Here is a 14,609-nt window from a genome sequence, read left to right as displayed (position 1 = left end):
GGGCGGATCGCCACCACTCACCAACTGGCCGGCGTCGGTGCGCCTTACGCTCAGCGGGCGGCGTGAACCGGCTGGTAGGCGCGGTTAGTGAGTGGTGAAGATCCGCTGGTGGGGTATGCCAAAGGTCAACCCGTCGTCAGAGCCGGTCCGCCACTGGCGGGTTATGTCGCTACTGGCCTCCTGCCTCCCGCCATCGGACACATAAGCCGCCAGCGGGAACCTCGTCGTGCTCGGTCGGGTCCGGCCGGTGCGTGCGGTGTGCGGTGCGTGAGCAGGGTTGCTTGGGGGTGAGGAAAGGGAACAGCCGCCGGCCCGGGTGGGGTCGGCGGCTGTGGGGGTGGGGGTTACTTGAGGTTTTCGACTACGTAGTCGATGGACTGGGTCAGTTTTTCGACGTCGTCGGGGTCCACCGCGGGGAACATGGCTACGCGGAGCTGGTTGCGGCCGAGTTTGCGGTAGGGCTCGGTGTCGACGATGCCGTTCGCGCGCAGCGTCTTGGCGACCGCGGTGGCGTCGATCGAGTCGTCGAGGTCGATGGTGCCGACGACGAGCGAGCGGGCGTCGGGGTCGGTGACGTACGGCGTGGCGTACTCGGACTTCTCGGCCCACGTGTACAGGCGGGTGCTCGAGTCCGTCGTACGGGCGACGCTCCAGTCCAGACCGCCCTGGTTGTTGATCCAGTCGGTCTGCTCCGCCATCAGGAAGAGCGTGGCGAGCGACGGCGTGTTGTACGTCTGGTTCTTGCTGGAGTTGTCGACCGCCGTCGCCAGGTCCAGGAACGCCGGGATCCACCGGCCGGAGGCGGCGATCTCCTCGACCCGCGCGAGCGCGGCCGGGCTCATCAGCGCGATCCACAGGCCGCCGTCGGAGGCGAAGCCCTTCTGCGGAGCGAAGTAGTAGACGTCGGCCTCGTTGAGGTCGACGGGCAGGCCGGCCGCGCCCGAGGTGGCGTCGATCGCGACCAGCGCGCCCTCGTCGGCGCCCTCGACCCGCTTGACCGGCGCCATCACACCGGTGGAGGTCTCGTTGTGCGGCCACGCGTACAGGTCGACGCCGGCCTCCGCGACCGCGACCGAGCGGGTGCCGGGCTCGGCCTTCACGATCGACGGGTCGCCGAGGTGCGGTGCCAGCTGCGAAGCCTTAGCGAACTTCGAGGAGAACTCACCGAAGCTCAGGTGCTGGCTCTTCTCCCGGATCAGCCCGAACGTCGCGACGTCCCAGAACGCGGTCGAGCCGCCGTTGCCGAGCACCACCTGGTACCCGTCCGGCAGCTGGAAGAGCTCCGCGACGCCTTCCTGGACCCGCTTCACCAGGTTCTTCACCGGCGCCTGCCGGTGGGAGGTGCCGAGCAGCTTCGCGCCCTCGGTCGCCAGAGCGGCGACGGCTTCCGGGCGAACCTTCGACGGCCCGGCCCCGAAGCGGCCGTCGGCAGGCTTGAGCTCTTCAGGAATCTTGATTTCGCTGGTCACCAGCGTGTCCCCTTCGTCGTCTGCAACAAGAAGGCCGACGACGCTGTCAGCGCGCTCCATCTTCGCACACCCGGCCCAACCAACCACCCGGGGTCCACGAAGAAGAGTTACTCGTGCTTGCGGGTGGTGCGCTCGGTGCCGGTGAGGAGGGCTACCGGGCCGTCGGGAGTGTCGGTCCACTCGCCGCAGGCGCCGCCGCCCTCGGCTACCTCGAGGGTGAGTTCGGTCCCGTCCATCCGCAGCGCCGGGTGGTAGTACTGCGCGACCCGCTCGGCCTCGCCCTCGATGTAGTGGCCGATGAGCGCCCGCCGGAAGCGGTCGGTCGTGATGTTCGGGTTGCTGCCGTGGACCAGTGCGCCGTGGAAGAACAGCACGTCACCCGCCTCCATCTCGACGGGTACGGCGGCGCCCGTCGACGGGAGCGGGACCGTGACGTCGGTGAAGCTGACCGTGGTGTCGGCCTTCTCCGTGCACAGGATCGGCCAGCGGTGCGACCCGGGGACGACCTCGAGGCACCCGTTCGCCTCGTCGACCCGGTCGAGCGCCATCCACGCCGCGACGCAGGTCCCCGGATCGGCCTTCAGATAGAAGTTGTCCTGGTGCAGCGCCTGCCCGCGGGAGCCCGGCGGCTTGAAGTAGAGCATCGTCTGCACCGCGTACGGCGACCTGCCGAGCAGCGCCGTCATCACCTGATCGATGCGCGGGTCGACCAGCCACTGCAGCGATGTGTCGTCCCACCGGTGCATCTGCGCCATCCGCGGGTACCGCTTGAGCGGGTCCCGGTCGGTCGCCGTGTGCCCCGCGAAGTCGTGCGCCTGCGGCCCGCGGCGCCGTACGTCCATGTAGTGGTCCCGCAGCCGCTCAGCCTCGTCAGTGGAGAACAGACCCCGCACCAACGTGTACCCGGTGCGCTCGAACTCTTCCTGATGTACGTCGACAACGTTGGATGAAACGCTCATGCACGGCTCCCGCGAATCTGTCCTAGTCTTCCGGTGAACCCCATTTTCCTGCGGCTGCACCGCACGGGACCACGGACGATTCACGCGAGGACTTGAACTTTTGTTGCACCGACTCCGGCTCGAGCGGATGTCCGCCCCGACCTTCTGGCGCTGCGAACCCAGCTGGTCCTGGACGTCGCGCCCACTGCAGGACCACCTGCTCTGGTGCGTCGTCGACGGTCGGGGCGCCCTCGAACTTGACGGGAACCGCCAGGAACTGCGCCCGGGCGTCTGCGCGGTCTTCCAACCCGGCGACGCCCCACGGGCCACCCACGATCCGCACCGCAGGCTCCTGGTCTTCGGCATGCACTTCGAAACCACGACGACCGCCGCGCCCGATCCGCGCTGGGGCGAGGTGCTCGACCGCGAGCTGCTCGGCGTCCTCGCGCGGACCAGCGACGCGTCGTACCGCCGCGGTGACGCCCTCGGCCGGCATCAGGCCGAACTGTGCCTCGAGCAACTGGTCGCGCTGATCTGGGACGCCGTCCACCACCCGGGCCGCAGCGTCACCGACACCGCGGTCGACGACCTCGCCAGGCAGCTCCGGCAGGACCCGGGCCGCGACTGGACCGTCGCGGAGATGGCACGCGGCGCGTCGCTCAGCAGGGCCCAGTTCACCCGCCGCTTCGTCGCGCAGTTCGGGATGTCACCCGCGCAGTACCTGATCCAGGCGCGGATCGACCGCGCGCACCAACTGCTGACCGAGAGCGGCATGACCGTCACCGAAACGGCCGCCGCCCTCGGCTACACCGATGTCCCGTACTTCAGCCGCCAGTACAAACAACGCACCGGCCGCACCCCAAGCCAGGATCGTCAAGCCCAGTTGGGGTTCCAGCCCTCGACCGCGTCGGCGGGGCGTGACGCCGGGCCGGAGTAGATCGCCGACGGGCGGATCAGGCGGCCGGTGCGTTTCTGCTCCAGGACGTGGGCGCTCCAGCCGGCGGTCCGCGCGCAGGTGAACATCGACGTGAACATCGGCGGCGGCACCTCTGCGAAGTCCAGGACGATCGCCGCCCAGAACTCCACGTTCGTCTCCAGCACCCGGTCCGGACGCCTCTCGCGCAGCTCCGCCAGCGCGGCCTGCTCCAGCGCCTCGGCGACCTCGTACCGCGGGGCGGCCAGTTCACGCGCCGTACGACGAAGCACCCGAGCGCGCGGGTCCTCGGCCCGGTACACGCGGTGCCCGAAGCCCATCAGCCGCTCGCCGGCGTCCAGCAGGCCCTTCACGTACGAGCGTGCGTCACCGCTGCGCTCGACGCCCTCGAGCATCGTCAGCACCCGCGCCGGCGCGCCGCCGTGCAGTGGCCCGGACATCGCACCGACCGCACCGGACAGCGCGGCGGCGACATCCGCCCCGGTCGATGCGATCACCCGCGCGGTGAACGTCGACGCGTTCATGCCGTGCTCGGCCGCGGACGTCCAGTACGCGTCGACCGCCCGCACGTGCTTCGGGTCCGGCTCGCCGCGCCAGCGGATCATGAACCGCTCGGTGATCGTGGTCGCCTTGTCCACCTCGCGTTGCGGCACCATCGGCTGCCCGATCCCGCGCGCCGCCTGCGCGACGTACGACAGCGCCATCACGGCCGCCCGGGACAGATCCTCACGGGCCTGCACGTCGTCGATGTCGTACAGCGGCCGCAGACCCCAGGCGGGTGCGAGCATCGCCAGCGCGGACTGTACGTCGACCCGCACGTCGCCGGTGTGCACGGGCAGCGGGAACGGCTCCGCAGGCGGCAGACCCGGCGTGAACGCGCCGTCGACGAGCAGGCCCCAGACGTTCTCGAACGGCACTCGGCCGACCAGGTCCTCGATGTCCACGCCGCGGTACCGGAGCGCCGAACCTTCCTTGTCCGGCTCGGCGATCTGCGTGTCGAACGCGACCACGCCCTCCAGCCCGTGCTGCACCTCGGTCCTCGGATCAGACATGCGACTCCCTCGTCCTCGTGTCAGGACGCAGGCCCACCAGGAGAGCCCGCGCACCCTGGGCGCTCAGGCAGCATAGTTCTCCGCGCCGACGCGCGGACAGCTTTGTGACGGGTTCGGAGGTTCCGGGGGTGGACCGCACAGAGGTCTAGTCTCGGTTCATGACAAAGCCCCTCCCCGCCCTCGGGCTCGTGATCGGCGTCATCGCCACCTACGTCGCCGTGGGTACCTCGTCCTACGCGACGCCCCGGTTGATGCGGCGCCTGCAAATGTTCCGCGACGACCTCGGCGATTCGCTGCCCTGGCTCGCGCTGCTGGTCGTGATCGCGGTCGTGCTCGGCCTGCTCATGATGGCGCCGGCCATCGGTGCGGGCGTGACGACCGGGGCCGGTTTGCTGCTCACCGTGGTCGGTCTGGCCGCGATGCTGCTGCCGCTGCGGCAGACGATCGACATGATGAAGCTCTTCGAGTTCCCCGGATCGCGTCTCGGCTCGTCCTTGCTGCTGTACGACGGGTCCGTCGTCTTGCTGGGCATACCGCTGTTGCTGGTCGGTATCCGGCGCTGGACGCAGGAGTCCAAGCTGGCCAGGACTCCGACGCCACCTGGGCTGGCGCAGAACAGCGGTGGCTACCAGTCCACCTACCCGCAGCAGACCCAGCAGTGGGGTGGCTACCCGGGCCAGCAGCCGTACCAGCAGCCGCAGCCGCACAGCCAGCCACACAGCCAGCCACACAGCCAGCCGCAGGACCAGCCGCGCCCCGGCCAGCCACCGCAGTACCCGGGCCAGCAGCAATAACTTTCCCGGCGGAGCCTGCATCAGGCTCTGCATGGAGACGCTGATCGCCTACACCTTCGCGCACAACAGCGCCGCGCGGGCCGCCGCCGGTCGCGCCCGTGTGGAGGCGTACTACGGCGATCTCTGGAAGCACGAGGCCAAACACCAGGGGTACGACGGCCTCACGGTCGGACTGCACATGTGGGATCGCCACGACGGCACGTGTCTCTGGCCGTCCTGGCACGACACCGGTGACGTCCGCGTGGCCAGCGTGCACGCTCCACTCGGCTACCAACGGGTGATCGGCGACATCCAGCCGTACGACGCCCCAGCCCAACTGGCCAAGGCGGTACGGCGTACTCCGGCAAGCTTCCTCAAGCTGGCGCCACCGTTCACGATGGTGGTCCTGGACCCGAGCGAGGAACGCCTGGACCTGTTCACCGACTCGATCGGTGTCGGACGGCTGTTCCAGCTGCGGCTGCCGGACGGGTGGGTTTGGACCAATCGGCCCGCTGCCGCCCTGCTCTTCGCGGGCGTTCGCGCTGTGGCAGCGCCGCGTGGCTGGAGGTTCGCCGCGGCCTGCGGATGGTTCATGGACGACAGCACGCCGTACGACGGTGTGCTGACTGTGCCCGGTGCGACACATATCGTTGCCGATGGCTACCGTCAGCAGCGGACCGTCAGCCGGATCGAGACCACCAGTGTGTGGTCTACGGACAATCCGGACACAGCTGAGGAGACGGCTGCCGCACTGCAGGATGTGGCGCGTTCGGTGGGCCGCCTGTGGCCGGGACAGCCGACTGTCGACCTGAGTGGCGGCCGCGACTCACGTGTGGTTGCAGGTGCTTTCCTGGCCGCAGGTGTCGATCTGAAGCTCAACAGCTACGACGCGATCCCTGGTGAGCTGGAGGTCGCGGAGTCGCTCGTGCGGCTCTTAGAGCAGCCAGTCGAACACGTGGTGAGTCGGAACACCCCAGGTAAGCCGGTCGCTGCCAAACCGATCGTCAAGCCACAGCCGCTGGAGATGGTCAACCGAGCGCTACGCTGGCACAGGTACGCCGAAGGTTTGCGCCCGGCCAGCTACCTCTTCCACACGCCGCCCGCAACGCTCGCGGGCGTCGCGCACCTTGCGATCGGTGGCGCCGGCGGCGAGGTGGCGCACGGCCACTTCTACCCACGCGATGTGCTGCAACTCGACGCACTGCCGTTGCCAAGCAAGCTGAATGCCTTCAGCAAGCACCTCCAGGCCCGTCTGGTCCCGGCTGCAGGCCCCGCGGACGAGGCCCGCGCCGCCGTCGCCGAGCAGGTCGAGCGTGTACTGCGGACCGCGGTCCACGGCGGTATCGAGAACGCGACGATGCTCGACTACTTCTACGTCGTCGAACGCCTCCGCCGCTGGGGTACGACGGGGGAGCGCACCGGCGTCGTCTCGCCCCTCCTGATCCCCTCGTTCGTCCGGTCGGCCTTCGCGCTCGACCCCGCGCAACGCGTCGACAACGCACTACACCGCGAGCTGATCCGGCGCCTGGTGCCCGCGTGGGCCGACGTACCGTTCTTCAAACCCAGCCCGACGGTCAGCACGCGCAGGAGCCCGGCGAAGGTCCGCTGTCTCGCTGACGCCGCCGACCGCGACCTGATCGAGCAGCTCCTCCATAACGTCGAAGGGTTCGAGTCCCTCGACACCCTGTGGGCCGCCTCCGTAGCCGGCGCCAGCTCGGCCACAGGTGAAGCGACGCTCCGTCAGGCGCTTTGGCGAGCCACCTTCGATCAGCACCTCGACGAGGTCAACCGCCACCTACCGAGCGCCCCGGCTCCCAAACCTCAACAGCAACCAGTCTCTAAGCCACCAACCGCCAAGCCGCGTCGCAGTCCTGTGGTCCGCGCGATCGGGCGTACCAAGTTGTGGCGGGCCTATCGACGGAGCAGGTTCGGACGTAAGTAGGCTCGAAGCGTGGACCTTGCGGAGATGCGGCGTACGTACGGACTCGGTGAGTTGCTGGAGAGCCAGGTGGCTGCTGACCCGGTCGTGCAGTTCCAGACCTGGCTGGAACAGGCCAGGCAAGTCGGCCTGGCCGAGCCCAACGCCATGGTGCTCGCGACCGCCGACCAGGACGGGCGCCCGTCAGCGCGGACCGTGCTGCTGAAGCGTGTGGACGAGCGCGGGTTCGTCTTCTACACCAACCAGCAGTCCCGCAAGGCAGACGACCTCGCTGCGAATCCGCACTGCGCCCTGGTGTTCCCGTGGCACGCGATGGAGCGGCAGGTCCGCATCGAAGGCACCGTCACGAAGCTGCCCGGCGACGAGGTCGACGAGTACTTCGCCAGTCGCCCGCGCGAGTCACAGCTCGGTGCGTGGGCGTCCCAGCAGAGCCAGCCGGTGCAGTCCCGTGAGGAGCTCGACCTGCAGTACGAGTCGTACGAGCGGCAGTGGCCGGAGGGCACCGAGATCTCCACGCCGTACTTCTGGGGCGGCTACCTGGTGGCCCCGGAGGCGTTCGAGTTCTGGCAGGGCCGCACCGGCCGTTTGCACGACCGCCTGGCCTACCGCCGGACCAGCTCCGGCGGCGACTGGGAGCTGTCGCGGCTCCAGCCTTGAGGCTCTTCCCGGAAGCCGTGCGACTTCCACCAGCGCACCAGCGGCGCCGGAGCCCACCAGTTCGCCCGTCCCAGGAGCCGCATCGTCGCCGGCACCAGCAACGCCCGCACGATCGTCGCGTCCAGCGCGATCGCGATCACCAGCCCGACGCCGATCATCTTCACGAACACGATGCCCGACGTCGAGAACGCCGCGACCACGATGATCAGCAGCAGCGCCGCGCTGGTGATGATGCCGCCGGTCCGCTGCAGCCCGAGCGCGACCGCCTGGGTGTTGTCGCCGGTCTTGTCGTACTCCTCCCGGATCCGGCTGAGCAGGAACACCTCGTAGTCCATCGACAGCCCGAACAGGACGGCGAACAGCAGCACCGGGTTGGTCGCGTCGAGGAACCCGGCCGGTGTGAAGTCGAGGAACCCGGACAGATGCCCGTCCTGGAAGATCCACACCATCGCGCCGAACGCCGCCGACAGCGACAACACGTTCATCAGCAGCGCCTTCGCCGGCAGCACGAACGAGCCGAAGGCAACGAACAGCAGCAGGAACGTCACCACCACGATGAATCCGGCCATGTACGGCGCCCGCTCCTTCAGCACGTCGAGCAGGTCGATCACCGCCGCCGTCTCACCACCGACCTGTACGTCGGTCCCCGACGGCGCCGGCACCGCGCGCACTCCGTGGACGACGTCCCGCGCCGGCAACTCCTGCCCGGTGAAGCGAGTGTGCACGACAACCGACGCGACACCGTGCTCGTACCCACCGAGCCGCACGTTCTCCACGTCCCGCACCTGCTTCAACCCAGCGATGTACGGCGCCAACGCCGCAGCCGGGTCGCCCGGAGCGGAGTCGAACCGCACCGCCGCGTAGATGTCCGACCCGCCCGCTCCCGGGAAGTCGCGCTGCAGCGTCTCGGTCACCGTCCGCGAGGTGGCACCGGACGGCAACGACCGGTGATCGACCCCGCCGAGTTGCGCGCCCAGGAAGGGAATCCCGAGCACGAGCAGCACCGGGACGAGCACGACGACGTACCGCACCGGGCGTCGCATCACACTGTGCGCCAGGCGGTACCAGGCGCCGTGATCGCTGGAAGCCTTGCGGGCCTTGAAGATCCGCAGGTTGTTCACCCGATGCCCGAGGACCGCGAGCAACGCCGGCAACGCGGTCAGCGCCGCGATCATCGCGATCGCCACTGCAGCGGCCCCGCCGTACGCCATCGACTTCAGGAACATCACCGGGAAGAGGACCAGACTGCTGATCGCCACGCCGACCGTCACGCCGGAGAACGCCACCGTCCGCCCGGCCGTCGCCATCGTCGCGGTCAGCGCCGTCTCGACATCATTGCCACGAGCAAGTTCTTCGCGGAATCGGGTGACGATGAACAGCGCGTAGTCGATGGCCAGCCCGAGGCCGATCATCGTGACGATGTTGATCGAGAAGATCGACACATCGGTGATCGCCGACAAACCGCGCAGCAGAACGAACGAGCCCAGGATGGCGAGCGCACCGACGAACAGCGGGAGCGACGCGGCGACCAGTCCGCCGAACACGACCACCAGCAGCACGAGGACGATCGGCGTCGAGATCGTCTCGGCCTTCACGATGTCGTGCTCGGTCTGGGTGTTCACCTCGTCGAAGACCGCGACCTCGCCGCCGACCTTGGTTTCCAGCCCTGCCGGCCCCGATCGCACCTGATCAGCGATCTTGTGGAACGTCTCGAGCCGGGCCTCCTGATCGGCGCCGGCCAGCGTGAGGACGGCGTACGTGCTGTGCTGGTCCTTCGACACGAACACCGGCGACTTGGTGCTCCAGTACGTCGACACCGCGGTCACGTCGGCGGTCGGCAACTCGGCCAGGTCGCTCTCGACGGATTGCCGGAACGCCGGATCGGCCACGGTCCCGGACGGGTTGCGGTAGAGCACGATCACGTCGGTGCCGGTGCGGCCGACATTCTGCTCGATGGTCTTGACCGCGTTCGCGGCCTCGGTGTCCGGCGCGTCGAAGCCGCCGTTCGCCAGCGAGCCGAACACACCGGTGCCCCAGACGACGCCGAGGGCGACGAAGACACCGGTCAGGGCGAGCACCAGACGGCGCCGGCGGTAGGCGAAACGGCCGAGCGTCTCGAACACGAAACTGTCTCCCAGGGCGTAGATTGAACGACAGGGCGTTGAGTGAACACCGTTAACAGTTAACAGTGTTCACTGTAGGCGTCTGCCCCATGTCGATGTCAAGGAGTGTTTTCGGGTGGAGTTCGGTGGGAGCCGGGATCGACGGCGGGCCGCGACGCTGGCGGAGATCAAGGCGGCCGCCCGCCGGCTGCTGGTCGGCGGCGGGGTCGCGGCTGTCGGCCTGCGCGCGGTGGCGCGCGAGCTCGGCCTCACCCCGCCCGCGCTGTACCGGTACTTCCCGAGTCACGAGGCGCTGATCAGCGCCCTGATCGCGGACCTGTACGACGAGCTGACCGCCGCGTTGATGGACCTGCAGTGCGTCGAGGAGGACGTTGATCTCGGCGCTCGGCTCTACCTGCTCGCGAACGGGCTGCGGGACTGGGCGCTGGCCCATCCGGCCGAGTTCGGTCTGCTCTTCGGGACCGCCGTACCGGAACCGGACGGCGACGGGCACGAGGAGACTCCGGGGCATCAGGCGGCGATGCGGTTCGGGGCGCTGTTCAAGGAGCTGGTGGCGCAGATCTGGCACCAGAAGCCGTTCCCGCACCCGGCCGACGACGAGCTCGGGACCGTGCTGGTCGAGCAGCTCACGGCCGAGTCGGAGCACTTCCACGGGATGCCGCCCGGCGCGATCTACCTGTCGCTGAATTACTGGACCCGGCTCTACGGCCTGATCTGCATGGAGGTCTTCGGCCAGCTCCACTGGGTGCTGCCGGATGCCGCGGCGTACTTCGAGGCGCAGCTCTTCGAGATCGGCGGGGCGCTCGGCCTCGACTGCCCGGCCCCGGAATAAAGAAGCCTGCGGGCGCTTCCAGAGACACGACCGGGTGGCCGAACTCAGGGTCAGGCGGACTACCTGACTGCCCGCAGGCCCGGTGGCTGGCGTTGGTTTCGGCCGACCACTTGCCCACTTAACTGTGGTTGGCGGTTAGCCCGCCGCCACCTCACGAGTCCGATAGCAATTCATGCGTTGGACCACCTCCCTTCGCGTGTACTGCGAACTTACTGCCACCCGCTTGACCCTTCAACACAATTTCGCCCTGGGATGAACCACAATCGACGGCATGATCAGACTCGGACTGCCGGCGATCGTGTTGCTGATCGGCGCCGCTTGGTTCGCGTGGTCCTCGTACCGGCGGGCCGTGAACGCGGAGCAGGCACTGGCCACGCTGAACGCCGAACATCGGGCGCTGCTGCAGGAGGTCAGGGCACTGGAGCGGGCAGTCGCGGCTGCGGAGCAGGGTCTGCGTACGCTCAGCTCGCATCCGTCGGTGCCGCGGGACGTCGCGGTCACCGCCGACCTGACCCTCGCCGACGTCCGGCGACTGGTGGAAGAACACAAGGAGCTAGGCGACTGATGGTAAAGCTGGGGAACGCCGCGTCGGCGATCAAGCCCAAGGGGGGCGGCGGCAAGGCGAAGGTGATCGGGGTGCTGGTCCTGATCGTGCTCGTGATCATCATCTTGTTCAACATCTTCAACTTCGCCAACACCGACGCCAACCGGATCGGCCTGCACTACGGCGGCGGCGTGATCGAGGACAAGAAGTTCAAGTCGGTGGTCCCGCCCGGCTCGACGAACAAGCTGATCGGCCCGGGCGACACGTTGTACACGTACCCGATCGACCAGCGCTCGTACATCATCGGCGGCGACGGCGCCGACACGGATGCGGCCGACGAGGTCACCGTGGTCAGCAAGGACAACGTCCGGCTGGGCGTCCGCGTCCAGGTGTACTTCACGCTGAACCGCAGCAAGGACGTGCTGAAGTCGTTCCACGAGCGGATCGGTCTGAAGACCGAGGCGTACGAGGAAAGCGGCTGGAACGACATGCTGCAGAGCTACTTCCGCCCGCAGATCGACCGGGCCCTGTCCGCGGTTGCGACCAACTACGGCTGGGCGGAGCTCTACAACAACGAGAAGATGAAGTCGGCGTTCCAGTCCGCGGCGGCCAAGGAGTTCACCCGGCTGCTGCCGGCCGCGGTCGGCGGCGACTACTTCTGCGGCCCGGGCTACAACGGCAGCAACGACTGCGGTGAGCTGTCCTTCACGGTCCAGAAGCCGATGCCGCTGGACAAGGGCATCATCGACGGCCTGGAGGCCAAGCAGCGCGCCGAGCTCGCGAAGGCCACGCAGGAGCAGAAGAACCAGCAGGTGAACGTCGAGCTGCAGTCGGTCAAGCAGCAGGTCGCGATGCTCGGGGCGCAGGGCTACCTGCTGAAGACCGCGATCGAATCGGGCAAGATCCAGTTCATGGTCATCCCGCAGAACGGCAACGTCAGCATCCCGGTGCCGTCCACGACCAACCAGCAGCCGACGACCCAGCCCACGACGCCGGCCAGGTAGTCCGATGAGCGCGCTGCCGTCCCACCTCGAGCTTGTGCAGGGCGTCGTCCTGCCCAAGCCGGTCGGCGCGCACCCGGTGCTCGACTTCGTCAACACCCGGTCCGAGTGGACCACCCGTGGCGCCGCCCGGACCGAGTGGCTGACGTCGTACGAGGCTTTCCTGATCTGGAACTCGTACGTCGGCCTGCTGCCGCCGGCGACCGTGTTCCGGCTGATCGAGCGAGCCGGGAGCAGTCCGACCGAAGTGGGACGGCGACTGCAGACCACGCTCGATTTCCGGATCGAGCTGTACGACGTACTCACCGGGCAGGCGACCGATGACGCCTTCGAGGCGGCGGCCCGGCTGATCGAGAAGGCTTCCGGGCGGCGGCAACTCGTGCGCTCGGAGGGCGGGACGGTCTGGGAGTTGCCGGAGGATCTGGAGCTCCCGCTGCACAATCTCGCGTTGCTCGCGGGCGAGCTACTGACCGGCTCGTCTCGCGAGCACGTGCGGACCTGCCCGTCGTGCGGCTGGCTGTTCCTCGATGCCCGCGGCCGCCGCCGCTGGTGCTCGATGGCAACCTGCGGCAACCGCGCCAAAGTCCGCGCCCACGCCGCGCGGACCGCTACGCAGACATAACCCGCCGCGGGGCCGGGTTTCGCGGCCATTTGGGCGGGTTCTGCCTGCCTGCAGGACCAAACTAGTTGAAGGCGGCTGGGTCGACCGTGATCCAGGTGTGCTTGGCGCGGGCGAGGACGCGGCCGTCGGCGTCGTACAGGGTGCTGGCGGTGAACGTCTTGCGGCCGTCCTCGCCGAGGTAGCGGCCGAGCGCGACGCATTCCTCGCCGGCCTCCGGGCGCGCATCGATGCACGCGGTCAGCTGGCCGAGCACCGACGGGCGTCCTTCGAGGTCGATCGTCCAGCCGCCGGGGCAGTCGAGCGCCGCCCACAGGAACACCTCGTCGACCAGGCCGTCGGTCGCGAGGTCCGCGGTGGGCGTCCAGGTGCACGCCGTACGGCCGTCGCCGATCGGGCCGGGCTTCAGGCGGAGACCGTTCTGGTTCGCCGGCCCGCAGACGAAGCAGGTCGGGAACGGGTGGTCCTGCAGACCGCGGTACGACGCCTCGGCCGCGCGAGCCTCTTCGGGCAGCACCGGATCGATCGTCGCGTCAGTGAGGAACTCACTGTCGACCGGCACCGCTTCTGCCACCAAGGCGTCACCGTCCGTCAACCGGCCGGCGCCCAGTTCGAGGTCCTTCTCCAGCGGCGGCGGCATCCGCAGCGTCACCTTCGGCACCGACTCCGGCCCGAGGCCGGCTGCCAGTGCGGTCCCGACCAGACCGGCGACGTACCCGCCGTTCCCCGACCGCTCCGGCCCCTGGAATCGCCGCTCGACCCGCACAAAACTCATGGCCCAGGACCCTAATGCACTAACGGGAATCACTCGTTTGTGTACGGGCTGTGGTGGAGGTGTGAAGGACGAGGGTGCTGGGAAGAAATGGGTTTCAGAGAAATCTGAGGAATTCTCGGAACAAGTGAGCTGAGCCCTCCAGTTCAAACGACCGTTTGAACTATGCTGACTGCAGGCTACTGCGCGTGAGCAGGTGGGGTGCCTGCGCGAGCGGTAGCTGGGGGGAAGGAGAACTCTGTGGAGACACCGGTCGAAACGACCCGGGAGAGGTTGCTCAACGTCGCCGAGCAACGATTCGGTGAAGGGGGTTACGAGGGAACGTCGCTACGCGCCATCACGGTCGCGGCGGCGGCGAACATCGCGGCGGTCAACTATCACTTCGGCTCGAAAGAAGCCCTGCTGCGCGCTGCGGTGGCGCGGGCGATGGCGCCGGTCAATACCGAACGGCGGCGCCGGCTGGACCAGTTGGAGGCGGGCGCTCCGCCGACACCGGAGGCCCTGATCCGGGCCTTCGTCGAGCCAGGACTGGAACTGGTGCTGCGCCGTGGTGAGCGTGGTGCCCTGATCGCACGGTTCATCGGCCGGATCGCGTTCGATCCGAGCCGGCGGATCCGTGAGCTGTACGCGGTCGAGTCGGAGCCGATCGAGAGCAGGTACCTGGCGGCGCTGCAGCAGGCGCTGCCGCAGGCGTCACCGGACGCGGTCGCGTTCGGGTACATGAACATGCTCGGTCTGCTCGCGCTTCATCAGTCGCAGGCACTGTCCCCGACGCCGGGTGCCGCCGGCCCAGAGGACCCGGGCAAGCTGGCCGAGAACCTGGTCACCTTCCTGGTGGCCGCGTTCGACCACGGCCTGCGTTCCTGACACCTGGAAACCGTGGATTCCCTGCCCACGGTTCCCAGTCAGTTCTAGGACCAGATTGCGCACTGGTCCGTGTGAGTTTGTCCGGATTC

General features: G+C 68.4%; 14 protein-coding genes. 9 read left to right on the top strand and 5 right to left on the bottom strand.

The window, feature by feature from the left end; genetic code table 11:
- Positions 1-344: 344 nt before the first annotated feature.
- Positions 345-1,529, bottom strand: coding sequence for a phosphoserine transaminase (gene serC / locus EV649_RS17125; protein ID WP_347233134.1), 1,185 nt, complete (start codon positions 1,527-1,529; stop codon positions 345-347).
- 47 nt (positions 1,530-1,576) lie between these two features.
- A complete protein-coding gene (locus EV649_RS17120; protein ID WP_130384429.1) occupies positions 1,577-2,428 on the bottom strand; it encodes a phytanoyl-CoA dioxygenase family protein in 852 nt (283 codons plus the stop codon).
- 127 nt (positions 2,429-2,555) lie between these two features.
- Between EV649_RS17120 and EV649_RS17115 the strand changes: the two genes are divergently transcribed.
- A complete protein-coding gene (locus EV649_RS17115) occupies positions 2,556-3,344 on the top strand; it encodes an AraC family transcriptional regulator (RefSeq protein ID WP_130384428.1) in 789 nt (262 codons plus the stop codon).
- On the opposite strand, the gene EV649_RS17110 is transcribed toward EV649_RS17115, so the two are convergent.
- The gene (locus tag EV649_RS17110) at positions 3,281-4,393 is read right to left on the bottom strand and encodes a citrate synthase 2 (protein WP_130384427.1); all 1,113 of its coding nucleotides are present in this window, start codon (positions 4,391-4,393) and stop codon (positions 3,281-3,283) included. The two genes, EV649_RS17115 and EV649_RS17110, sit on opposite strands and share 64 nt — an antisense overlap.
- A gap of 158 nt (positions 4,394-4,551) precedes the next feature.
- On the opposite strand from EV649_RS17110, the gene EV649_RS40815 reads away from it, so the two are divergent.
- The 3 genes from EV649_RS40815 to pdxH are packed head-to-tail and all read left to right on the top strand — an operon-like array spanning position 4,552 to position 7,762.
- Positions 4,552-5,187 carry a hypothetical protein gene (locus tag EV649_RS40815; RefSeq protein ID WP_157996255.1) on the top strand — a complete coding sequence of 212 codons (636 nt, stop codon included), beginning with the start codon at positions 4,552-4,554 and terminating at the stop codon, positions 5,185-5,187.
- A gap of 31 nt (positions 5,188-5,218) precedes the next feature.
- The gene (locus tag EV649_RS17100; protein ID WP_130384425.1) at positions 5,219-7,108 is read left to right on the top strand and encodes a hypothetical protein; all 1,890 of its coding nucleotides are present in this window, start codon (positions 5,219-5,221) and stop codon (positions 7,106-7,108) included.
- 9 nt (positions 7,109-7,117) lie between these two features.
- On the top strand, positions 7,118-7,762 hold the full coding sequence (gene pdxH, locus EV649_RS17095) for a pyridoxamine 5'-phosphate oxidase (RefSeq protein WP_241998300.1): 645 nt from the start codon (positions 7,118-7,120) through the stop codon (positions 7,760-7,762).
- Here pdxH and EV649_RS17090 read toward each other — a convergent pair.
- Positions 7,708-9,885, bottom strand: a complete 2,178-nt coding sequence (locus tag EV649_RS17090; protein ID WP_130384424.1) for an MMPL family transporter — start codon at positions 9,883-9,885, stop codon at positions 7,708-7,710. The genes pdxH and EV649_RS17090 overlap by 55 nt on opposite strands.
- 115 nt (positions 9,886-10,000) lie before the next feature.
- Between EV649_RS17090 and EV649_RS17085 the strand changes: the two genes are divergently transcribed.
- From EV649_RS17085 to EV649_RS17070, 4 genes are all read left to right on the top strand, one after another.
- Positions 10,001-10,717, top strand: a complete 717-nt coding sequence (locus tag EV649_RS17085; RefSeq protein ID WP_130384423.1) for a TetR/AcrR family transcriptional regulator — start codon at positions 10,001-10,003, stop codon at positions 10,715-10,717.
- Between the two features lie 271 nt (positions 10,718-10,988).
- Complete coding sequence (locus tag EV649_RS17080) at positions 10,989-11,282, top strand: hypothetical protein (protein ID WP_241998298.1); 294 nt, start codon at positions 10,989-10,991, stop codon at positions 11,280-11,282.
- Positions 11,282-12,265, top strand: coding sequence for an SPFH domain-containing protein (locus EV649_RS17075; RefSeq protein ID WP_130384421.1), 984 nt, complete (start codon positions 11,282-11,284; stop codon positions 12,263-12,265). The genes EV649_RS17080 and EV649_RS17075 overlap by 1 nt, the downstream gene beginning before the upstream one ends.
- Positions 12,266-12,269: 4 nt before the next feature.
- A complete protein-coding gene (locus EV649_RS17070; protein WP_130384420.1) occupies positions 12,270-12,884 on the top strand; it encodes a CGNR zinc finger domain-containing protein in 615 nt (204 codons plus the stop codon).
- A 61-nt stretch (positions 12,885-12,945) separates the two neighbouring features.
- Here the strand turns inward: EV649_RS17070 and EV649_RS17065 are convergent, their stop codons facing one another.
- Complete coding sequence (locus EV649_RS17065) at positions 12,946-13,656, bottom strand: hypothetical protein (RefSeq protein ID WP_130384419.1); 711 nt, start codon at positions 13,654-13,656, stop codon at positions 12,946-12,948.
- A 237-nt stretch (positions 13,657-13,893) separates the two neighbouring features.
- On the opposite strand from EV649_RS17065, the gene EV649_RS17060 reads away from it, so the two are divergent.
- Positions 13,894-14,520: a TetR family transcriptional regulator gene (locus EV649_RS17060; protein ID WP_130384418.1), complete on the top strand. Its 627-nt coding sequence runs from the start codon at positions 13,894-13,896 to the stop codon at positions 14,518-14,520.
- The last annotated feature ends 89 nt before the right edge of the window (positions 14,521-14,609 follow it).

This window comes from Kribbella sp. VKM Ac-2569 (assembly GCF_004216905.1).
Classification (GTDB): domain Bacteria; phylum Actinomycetota; class Actinomycetes; order Propionibacteriales; family Kribbellaceae; genus Kribbella.
The sequence above is the reverse complement of the archived record's forward strand: the minus strand, read 5'-3'. Positions and strand labels throughout refer to the sequence as shown.